A 7899-nucleotide genomic window follows, 5' to 3' on the forward strand; every position below is an offset into this window, starting at 1 on the left:
ATCGTGATGGCGTCGCAGCAGCCGGAGGTGGACGATACGGTGGTGGTACCGGCGCGGGACTGCTGGACGGCGAACGAGCTGGGGAGTGGGGGCTCGTGTGTGCTGGGCACGCCGGCGCCAGAGAACGATGAGTGGAGCGCGGCGCTGCGACGGAATCTCCGCCGGCTTTTGAAGGCTGGGCAGGAGGTGCGGAACGGTGTGGCGGATGCCCGGGCGCTGGTGGTCCTCGGGCCGGCGACGTATGCGCAGGACGAGAAGCTTTCATGGGCGCTGCGGGGGATGGACCCTTCGCTGTACGCGGGATTCGACATTCTTGTGGTGGTTGCGGATGGGGTGGTGAAGCCGGTGATGCTGCCCGGGAGGTCGGTGCTGCCGTGGGATGCGCCGCTGGGCTGAGCGGACTGTTGGGGCGGCGGTGAGAATGGACGCGAATACTGGGTCGGAGGTGCACGATGGCGATCGAGAGGGTGGGGTTCATCGGGCTGGGGATTATGGGCGGGCCGATGGCGGGGAATTTGCTGAAAGCGGGCTACGTGTTGACGGTATGGAACCGGACGGCGGCGAAGGCGGAGCCGCTGGCGGCGTTGGGGGCGAGGGTTGCGGGCTCGCCGGCTGAGGTGGCGGCGGCCTCGGATGTGACGTTCACGTGTGTGACTGCTTCGGCGGATGTGGAGGCGGTGGTGTTGGGGCCGGGGGGTGTGGTGGAGGGGGCGCGGCCGGGGAGTATTTATGTCGATTGTTCGACGGTGGCTCCGGCTATGGCGCGGAGGCTGCATGCGGCGCTGGCGGCGCGGGGTGTGGCGGCGCTGGATGCGCCGGTTTCGGGCGGGGACGTCGGTGCGCGGGCGGGGACGCTGGCGGTGATGGTGGGGGGAGAGCGGGAGACGTTCGAACGGGCGCTGCCGGTGTTGCGGGCGATCGGGAAGACGATCGTGCACGTGGGGCCACCGGGTGCTGGGCAGGTGGTGAAGCTGTGCAATCAGGTGGCCGGCGGCCTGAATTTGTTGGCGATGGCGGAGGCGATCAGTTTGTGTCGGCGGTCGGGGGTGGACCCGGCGCGGATGCTGGAGGTGGTTTCGGCGGGGGCGGCGAGCTCGTGGATGCTGCAGCACCTGGGCCCGCGGGCGGTGGCGGGTGATTTTGCGCCGGGGTTCATGGTGGATCTGATGCAGAAGGATCTTGGGCTGGTGTTGGAGGAGGCGCACGCGACGCATACGCCGCTGCCGGGTTCGGCGCTGGTGCGCCAGTTGTTCGAGATGCTGCAGGCGCGCGGCCGGGGGCGGGAGGGGACGCAGGCGATCGTGGAGGCGCTGGGGCTGTTGGCTGGGGACGGGCCTGGTTCAGGCGACTGAGGGGCCTTCGGGCTGGCCGTCGCGGCGGAGGATGGAGAGGACTGCCGCGCCGGGTTGGCGGCCGGCGAGCTGCTGGTCGGCGGCGGCGAAGAGGTCGTCGCTCGTGCAATCGATGCCGGTGGCGACGCCGAAGGAGAGGGAGACGGGGACGAGGTCGGCCCACTCGTCGAGGTTGCGGCGCTCGGCTTCCTGGGCGATGCGCCGAGCGATGAGTCGACCGACGGAGAGGTCGGCGTCGGGGAGGATGATTCCGAAGTCGTCGCCGCCGATGCGGGCGGCGAAGTCGCCGCTGCGGATGGCGCGGGAGATGAGGGAGGCGGCGCGGCGGAGCATGTCGTCGCCGACGTCGTGCCCGTGGGCTTGGTTGACGAGGCGGGTGCCGACGAGGTCGGCGAGGATGAGGGTGACTGGTCGGTGGCTGCCGCGGAGGTTGGCGCAGGTTTCGCGGAGGCGTTCGTCGAAGGCGTGGCGGTTGTAGAGGCCGGTGAGGTGGTCGGTGCGGGCTTCGCGTTCGAGCCAGCGGACCATGGTGTCGCGGCGCCGGAGGGTTCGATTTTCTTCGACGGCGGAGATGAGTCGGATGGCGAGCTGGGTGGCGTCGAACTGGCCAAGGGTGAGGAAATCGTGGGCGCCGAGTTTGAGGGAGGGGATGGCTTCGAATCCGGGCTGGCCATCGAGGAGGAGGACGACTGCGATGTCGGGCCGGGTTTCTCGGAGGGTGCGTACGAGTGTGGAGCCGGGGTCGAGCCAGAGCCGGGCGGCGACGATGGCGACGTCGAAGGCGCCGTCGGCGGCGAGGCGTTCGGCTTCGGCGACGTTGCGGGCGGCGTGGGGCAGGAAGCGGGGGGATGGTTGGAGCATGTCGCGGACGATGCGCACGTGTTCGACGTCCTCGTCGGCGATGAGGACGCGGAGGGTGCGTGGGGCTGCCGGCATGGATGCCGTGTCGGGCGTCATGCGTTTGGTTCCTGATGTGACTATCGACACGACTCGACAGAAGATGAGGCCCGCCGGCTTGGTTGGCGGCGGGCCTGGCGGTGTGGTTGGGGGTGGACTTAGAGGTCGCGGCCGGGGATTTGGATGTCGTTGGCGGGGGGCGCGGGGTTTGGGATGCCGGCCATGAGCTGGTTAGGGACGAGCATGCGGAGCTCGTCGAGGGTCCATTTGCCGTGTTTGTAGATGTTGCGGAAGGGGGGATAGAGGTCGGCGAGGAGGCCGATGTGGCCGCCGGCGACTTGGAAGATTCGGCCGTTGATGTTCCAAGCTTCGTCGAGGAGGAGGTAGATGGTCATGGGTGCGACCATATCGGGGGTGCGCATGGTGGCGGCTTCTTGGGCGGCGGGGTTGGCGGGGGCTTGTGGGGGGCCGCCGGCGGCGGCGATGCCGCGTTGGGCGCGGAGTTCGCGTGCGGACTGGGGGACTGTGGCGGTGAGGCGGGTAGTGGCGCCGGGTGCGATGCAGTTGACGGTGACGCCGTAGCGGCCGAGGTCGCGGGCGACGACGCGGGTGAGGCCGGCGACGCCGGCTTTTGCGGCGCCGTAGTTGGCCTGTCCTGAGTTGCCCTGGAGCCCGGAGACGGAGCTGAAGTTGACGATGCGGCCGTAGCGTTGCTGGCGCATGAGGACGGATGCGGGCTTGATGGTGGTGAAGTGGCCTTTGAGGTCGACGCGGATGACGTCGTCCCATTCTTCTTCGGTGAGGTTGAAGATCATGCGGTCGCGGAGGATGGCGGCGAGGTTGACGAGGCCATCGAGGCGGCCCCAGGTTTCGAGTGCAGTGCGGATGACGCTTTCGCCGCCTTCCATGGTGGAGACGTCGGCGAAGTTGGCGACGGCCTGGCCGCCCATTTTGCGGATTTCTTCGACGACTTGGGCGGCGGGTCCGTCGTCGTGTCCGGAGCCGTCTGGGTTGACGCCGGGGTCGTTGACGACGACGCGGGCGCCTTCGGAGGCGGCGAGGAGGGCGCATTCGCGGCCGATGCCGCGGCCGGCGCCGGTCATGGCGATGACTTTACCCTCGAGGAGGTTGGCCATGGGTGCGGTGCTCCTGTGTGGCTTGGGGGTGGCGGTGCTCGCTGTGGGCCGTTAGCTATGGATGAGGACGGTTGCGGTGCCGGGGGTGGTTTTTTTGCCTTCGGGGTTTTCGGTCCAGATTTCGAGGTCGACGAGTTTTTGTCCGTCTTGTTCGTATTTGCGGGTGACGACGCCTCGGCAAAGGATGTCCTGGTTGGGGTAATCCATGCCGCGGTAGCTGCAGCCGAAGCGCACGATTTTGCCGTTGTGGCCGAGCCAGTCGTGGAGGAGCTGGCCGAGGAAGGCGTGTTTGAGGGCGCCGTGGACGATGATGTCGGTGAGGCCGGTGTTTTTGGCGAAGTCTTTGTCGTAGTGGATTTGGTAGAAGTCGCCGGAGGCTGCTGCCCAGAGGACGAGTTGCTGGGTGGAGCAGTTTTTCTTGAGTTCGGGGATGCTCATGCCTTCGGTGATTTGGTTCCAGGTGGCGGGCATGGTGGGCTCCTCTGGTCAGTATCGGATGGCGGTGCCGGTCATGATGGCGACGATCTTTCCGTCTTGGTTTTTGTAGACGGTTTTGGTGGTGGTGATGAGCATCTGGCCGATGCTGCCTTCGCGCTCTTCGTAGGCGGCGACGTGGGAGGTGGCGGTGAGGACGTCGCCGGCGCAGATGTCGTCGAAGTATTCGATTTCTGTGCCGCCGTTGAGGACGCGGTGGAGTGGGCGGCTGGGTTGGGGGCCGATGCCGAATCCGCCGCGGCGGGCTCCGGCTGCTGGGTTGTAGACGGGTGTTCCGAGGTAGCCGGGTGGGGCGACGAGGCTGCGATATCCGGCGGCTCGGGCTGCTGCTTCGTCGTAGAAGATGGGGTCGGTGTGGCCGACGGCGCGGGCGAACATGCGGATGGAGGTTTTGTCGACTTCGAGGGTGTAGGGTTCGGACTCTTTTCCGATGTAGGCGCGCATCTCATCGGTGATGAGCGGCGTCTTTTCTTGGGTCACGGGACGAACTCCGCTGGAGGGGTTGTGCGCGGGGAACGATACGCGAGCGTGGGCGAGGCGTAAACGTTGTTCCATGCAATGCGCCGACGGCCTAGAATCCGCGGCATGGTGTTCTATGCGTTTCCGGAAGGGTTTCAGTGGGGCGTGGCGACGGCGGCGTACCAGATCGAGGGGGCGGTGCAGGAGGACGGCCGTGGGGTGACGATTTGGGACACGTTCGTGCGGCAGCCGGGGCGGGTCCTTGGGGGCGATACGGGTGATGTGGCGTGCGACCACTATCACCGGTTTCGCGAGGATGTGGAGCTGATGGCGGGCTTGGGGATCCAGACGTATCGGTTTTCGCTGGCCTGGGCTCGGATTCTGCCGTTCGGCCGGGGCGCGGTGAACGAGGCGGGTTTGGCGTTCTATGACCGGCTGGTGGATGCGCTGCTGGAGCGCGGTATCGAGCCTGCGGTGACGCTCTACCACTGGGACTTGCCGCAGGCATTGCAGGATATTGGCGGATGGACGAACCGTTCGGTGACGGATGCTTTTGCGGAGTATGCGAAGCTGGTGTTCGATCGGTTTGGCGATCGGGTGAAGCGGTGGATCACGCTGAACGAGCCGATCGTGTTCACGGGCGAGGGATACCGCTCTGGACGGATGGCGCCGGGGATTCGGGACCTCGGGGCGTACAGCCGCGCTGTCCATCACGCGTTGCTGGCGCACGGCAAGGCGGTGCGGGTGTTCCGGGAGGGCGGGTATGCGGGGGAGATCGGGATCACGAACGCGAATACGTTTTACGAGCCGGCGGACGATGCGCCGGAGACGGCGGCGGCGGTGGAGCTGGCGCGGGATTTCGATACGCGGCTGTTCCATGGGCCGGTGTTCGGGAGGGGGTATCCGGCTTCGGTGGTGAAGTTTTTTGCGGAGCGAGGTGTGCCGTTCCCGATCGAGGCGGGGGATATGGCGGTGATCGCGACGCCGACGGATTTTCTGGGCGTGAATCTTTATTCGCGGGCGTTGATTCAGCCTGCGAACAATAGCGTGGGGTTCGCTGGGGCTCCGCCGCGGCTGCCGCTTTTGCCGATGGGCTACGAGGCGGCTCCGCACTCGCTGGGCGCTTTCGTGCGGTGGGTTTCGAAGGAGTACGGGAGGCCGCGGATTTACATTACGGAGAATGGTGTCTGTGACAATACGGAGCCGGATGCGAGTGGGGTCGTGGACGATCGGACGCGGCAGGAGTTGCTGCGGGGGTTTTTGGTGGGGCTGAACGAGGCGATCGCGGAGGGGTGCGACGTGCGGGCTTACTATCAGTGGTCGCTGATGGACAATTTCGAGTGGGCGTTCGGCTATAGCAAGCGATTCGGGATTGTGTACACGGATTACGGGACGCTGGCGCGGATTCCGAAGCGGTCGGCGGAGATGTACGCGGAGATTATCCGGCGGAACGGGCTGGAGGCCTGAGGGCGGTTTCTAGAGCAGCTTTTCGATGGTTTCGACGACCTCGGGGGCGTCGGGCGGGGTGCGGGGGTCGAATTTAGCGACGACGTTGCCTTCGCGGTCGACGAGGTATTTCTGGAAGTTCCACAGGACTTGGCCGCCGATGGGTTCGGGGAGCGAGGTGAGGGTGCGGTAGAGGGGATGGATGGTTTCGCCTTTGACGGAGATTTTGGCGAAGAGGGGGAAGGTGACGCCGTAGTTGAGGTCGCAGAACTGGGCGATTTCTTCGTTGGTGCCGGGTTCTTGGCCCATGAAGTCGTTAGCGGGGAAGCCGAGGATTTCGAAGCCACGGTCGCGGTAGCGTTCGTAGAGGGCCTGCAGGGCGGTGTATTGGGGGGTGAGGCCGCATTTGCTGGCGACGTTGACGAGCATGAGGACGCGGCCGCGGTACTGTTCGAGGGGTTCTTGGGTTCCGTCGATGCGCTGCAGGGTGTGGTGGTATATCACGGTTTCTCCTGGGCGGGAAAGGTCCTTCGGGGATCGTAGCAGAGCGGAGGCCGACGGGTGCTGACGGGTATCAGGGCTGGGCGAACCATGAGACGATGCGGTCGACAGTGAAGCGGAGGAGGGGGAGGTCTTCGAGCTGCATGGTGCGGTATTGGGGGTAGCGGGTGCGGAGTGCGACGAGGGCGCTGGGCCACTCCCTGCCGGCGGGGAGCACGGTTCCGTGGAGGTCGAGGCGAACCCAAGCGAGCTGTGTCCAGTCGTCTTCGTAGTGGTCGACGAGGAGGGTGGCGCGGGGGTCGCGGCGGAGGTTGCGGAGGCGGGCGAGGGAGGTGGTGCGTTTGGGTTTCTGGTCGATGGGGATGGCGATGACGGGGCCGGATGGTTCTTCGAGGAGGGCAAAGCAGACGGGGACGAGGTGGGGCTGTCCGCCGGGTCCGATGGTCGCGAGGCGAGCGACGGGTTGGGCGGCGAGGAGGGCGCGTTGGCGATGGCCGAGGGTGGGCGGCTGCATGGGGCGAGGGTAGCGCGGTAGGGCGTGTGGGCGCGATGCGGTAGAGTGGCGGGGATGGCGCGCTGGGTCGTGGCTGCGGATTTTGGCGGGACGCACCTGCGGGCTGCGGTGGTCGCGGAGGACGGGACGGTCGGCTACCGGGCGGATCGTCGGACTCCGGCGCAGGCGAGTGCGGGGGAGATGGTGGGGCTGGTGTTGGACCTGCTGGGGGAGGTGGTTGGGGCATCGGGGGTGCGGCCGGAGGCGGCCTGCATCGCGACGGCGGGGCTGGTGAATGCGAACGAGGGCAAGGTGATTTTTGCGCCGAACATTGCGGGGTTTCGTGATGTGGTGTTGACGACGCCGGTGGCGCAGCGGCTGGGTATTCCGGCGTTCATCGAGAACGATGCTTCGGCGGCGGCGCTGGGTGAGTTTCGGTATGGGGCGGGACGGGGAACGCGCCATTTGTTGCATGCGACGCTCGGGACGGGCATTGGCGGCGGCTTGGTTATCGACCGGCGGCTGTATCGGGGGGCGCAGGGGCTGGCGGGGGAGATCGGGCATATGGTGGTGGACCCTTCGGGGCCGCGCTGTGCTTGTGGGTCGCGGGGTTGTTTGGAGGCGTTGGTGAGTGGTGTGGCATTCGCGGCGCGAGCGCGCCGGTTGCTGGAGCAGGGGAAGTCGGCGGTGCTGAAGGAGATCGTGGGGTACGAGGAGCCGACGGGGGTGCATCTTTTCGAGGCGGCGAGGCGAGGCGACCGTGCGAGCGAGGCGGAGATTCGGAATGGGGGGCACTTTCTCGGGCTCGGGCTGGGGAGCTTGGTGAATGTGCTGAATCCGGATGCGGTGACGCTCTCGGGGGGGTTGCTGGCGATGGGAGAGATGCTTTTGGGGCCGATGCGCGAGGCGATGCGTTCGATGGCCTACGGTGCGGCGGGGAGCGCGCTGGTGCGGGTGGGGGAGCTGGGGGAGGACACGGGCTTGCTGGGGGCGGCGGCGGTTGCTTTCGAGCGGCTAGAGCTGGGCTGATTCGGGGTTGCGGGCTGGTGAGTGGGAGGTGGGGGAGAGCCAGGCGGCGGGGGCTGGTCGATGATGTTCGGGGGGTGCCCCTGCCCTTGGG

At 66.9% G+C, this 7899-nt stretch carries 10 protein-coding genes; 4 read left to right on the forward strand and 6 right to left on the reverse strand.

Going from position 1 to position 7899, the window contains the following annotated elements; all coding sequences use genetic code 11:
• Both VAE53_RS02415 and VAE53_RS02420 read left to right on the forward strand, forming a co-directional pair.
• Window positions 1–396: hypothetical protein (locus VAE53_RS02415; RefSeq protein WP_322817769.1), on the forward strand; the 396-nt coding region annotated here is incomplete at its 5' end.
• A gap of 56 nt (window positions 397–452) precedes the next feature.
• Window positions 453–1352, forward strand: coding sequence for an NAD(P)-dependent oxidoreductase (locus VAE53_RS02420; protein ID WP_322817770.1), 900 nt, complete (start codon window positions 453–455; stop codon window positions 1350–1352).
• Here the strand turns inward: VAE53_RS02420 and VAE53_RS02425 are convergent.
• From VAE53_RS02425 to VAE53_RS02440, 4 genes are all read right to left on the reverse strand, one after another.
• Window positions 1341–2309 (reverse strand): GGDEF domain-containing response regulator, encoded by a 969-nt coding sequence (locus VAE53_RS02425; protein WP_322817771.1) that lies wholly within the window; start codon window positions 2307–2309, stop codon window positions 1341–1343. The genes VAE53_RS02420 and VAE53_RS02425 overlap by 12 nt on opposite strands.
• 98 nt (window positions 2310–2407) lie before the next feature.
• On the reverse strand, window positions 2408–3385 hold the full coding sequence (locus VAE53_RS02430) for an SDR family NAD(P)-dependent oxidoreductase (RefSeq protein ID WP_322817772.1): 978 nt from the start codon (window positions 3383–3385) through the stop codon (window positions 2408–2410).
• A 51-nt stretch (window positions 3386–3436) separates the two neighbouring features.
• On the reverse strand, window positions 3437–3856 hold the full coding sequence (locus VAE53_RS02435; RefSeq protein WP_322817773.1) for a MaoC/PaaZ C-terminal domain-containing protein: 420 nt from the start codon (window positions 3854–3856) through the stop codon (window positions 3437–3439).
• Window positions 3857–3871: 15 nt separating this feature from the next.
• Window positions 3872–4360 carry a MaoC family dehydratase N-terminal domain-containing protein gene (locus VAE53_RS02440; protein WP_322817774.1) on the reverse strand — a complete coding sequence of 163 codons (489 nt, stop codon included), beginning with the start codon at window positions 4358–4360 and terminating at the stop codon, window positions 3872–3874.
• Window positions 4361–4465: 105 nt separating this feature from the next.
• Between VAE53_RS02440 and VAE53_RS02445 the strand changes: the two genes are divergently transcribed.
• Window positions 4466–5806, forward strand: a complete 1341-nt coding sequence (locus VAE53_RS02445; RefSeq protein ID WP_322817775.1) for a GH1 family beta-glucosidase — start codon at window positions 4466–4468, stop codon at window positions 5804–5806.
• 9 nt (window positions 5807–5815) lie between these two features.
• On the opposite strand, the gene VAE53_RS02450 is transcribed toward VAE53_RS02445, so the two are convergent.
• Together VAE53_RS02450 and VAE53_RS02455 are read right to left on the reverse strand one after the other, a co-directional pair.
• Window positions 5816–6289, reverse strand: a complete 474-nt coding sequence (locus VAE53_RS02450) for a glutathione peroxidase (protein WP_322817776.1) — start codon at window positions 6287–6289, stop codon at window positions 5816–5818.
• A gap of 70 nt (window positions 6290–6359) precedes the next feature.
• Window positions 6360–6800: a TIGR03668 family PPOX class F420-dependent oxidoreductase gene (locus tag VAE53_RS02455; protein ID WP_322817777.1), complete on the reverse strand. Its 441-nt coding sequence runs from the start codon at window positions 6798–6800 to the stop codon at window positions 6360–6362.
• A 54-nt stretch (window positions 6801–6854) separates the two neighbouring features.
• Between VAE53_RS02455 and VAE53_RS02460 the strand changes: the two genes are divergently transcribed.
• Window positions 6855–7808 (forward strand): ROK family protein, encoded by a 954-nt coding sequence (locus VAE53_RS02460; RefSeq protein WP_322817778.1) that lies wholly within the window; start codon window positions 6855–6857, stop codon window positions 7806–7808.
• The last annotated feature ends 91 nt before the right edge of the window (window positions 7809–7899 follow it).

The organism is Tepidiforma sp., from assembly GCF_034432735.1.
Taxonomy (GTDB): domain Bacteria; phylum Chloroflexota; class Dehalococcoidia; order Tepidiformales; family Tepidiformaceae; genus Tepidiforma.

Coding starts and splice junctions, on each gene's coding strand:
- VAE53_RS02430 (WP_322817772.1), bottom strand. CDS start 3,385: ATGGCCAACCTCCTCGAGGGTAAAGTCATCGCCATGACCGGCGCCGGC.
- VAE53_RS02420 (WP_322817770.1), top strand. CDS start 453: ATGGCGATCGAGAGGGTGGGGTTCATCGGGCTGGGGATTATGGGCGGG.
- VAE53_RS02445 (WP_322817775.1), top strand. CDS start 4,466: ATGGTGTTCTATGCGTTTCCGGAAGGGTTTCAGTGGGGCGTGGCGACG.
- VAE53_RS02455 (WP_322817777.1), bottom strand. CDS start 6,800: ATGCAGCCGCCCACCCTCGGCCATCGCCAACGCGCCCTCCTCGCCGCC.
- VAE53_RS02425 (WP_322817771.1), bottom strand. CDS start 2,309: ATGACGCCCGACACGGCATCCATGCCGGCAGCCCCACGCACCCTCCGC.
- VAE53_RS02435 (WP_322817773.1), bottom strand. CDS start 3,856: ATGCCCGCCACCTGGAACCAAATCACCGAAGGCATGAGCATCCCCGAA.
- VAE53_RS02460 (WP_322817778.1), top strand. CDS start 6,855: ATGGCGCGCTGGGTCGTGGCTGCGGATTTTGGCGGGACGCACCTGCGG.